This window comes from Pantoea sp. B9002 (assembly GCF_013385945.1).
GTDB lineage: Bacteria > Pseudomonadota > Gammaproteobacteria > Enterobacterales > Enterobacteriaceae > Pantoea.
Genome location: NZ_JACAPA010000175.1, coordinates 1 through 353, shown reverse-complemented (window position 1 = coordinate 353; position 353 = coordinate 1). Strand labels below are relative to the sequence as shown.

Genomic DNA, 353 nt, shown 5'->3' with positions numbered 1-353 from the left:
GGCATGGGATATAAGGTTGTCAAGAACCCAGCGACCATGTGCCTGGTCGACCGAAGTGTGAACGTCGAAGTAGTGACAGTCGACTTTTCCGCTGTAGATTTCGCGAACGGATTCACCCAGTTGTTTCTGCCATACAATGAAGCACGCTTCATTGCGGAAGAATGCGCCCAGGTAACGCAAGAACTTACTTTTATCGTGGCAGATCTGGTAGGTATAGGCCGAGACCAGCATGTTGCTGGTGAGGAAGTGGTCCTGGTAGGCATCCGGTGTATCGCTCAGACCAAGATCCACCATCGTCTTCTCATACAAATGGCTGTGTTTGTCCTCAGGGACGCCATTGCCCATCTCGTCCT

1 protein-coding gene is annotated in these 353 nt (G+C 51.6%); it reads right to left on the bottom strand.

What is annotated here, in order from left to right; all coding sequences use genetic code 11:
• On the bottom strand, positions 1–353 hold a 353-nt coding region (locus HX773_RS25720), incomplete at both ends, for an iron-containing redox enzyme family protein (protein WP_176973839.1).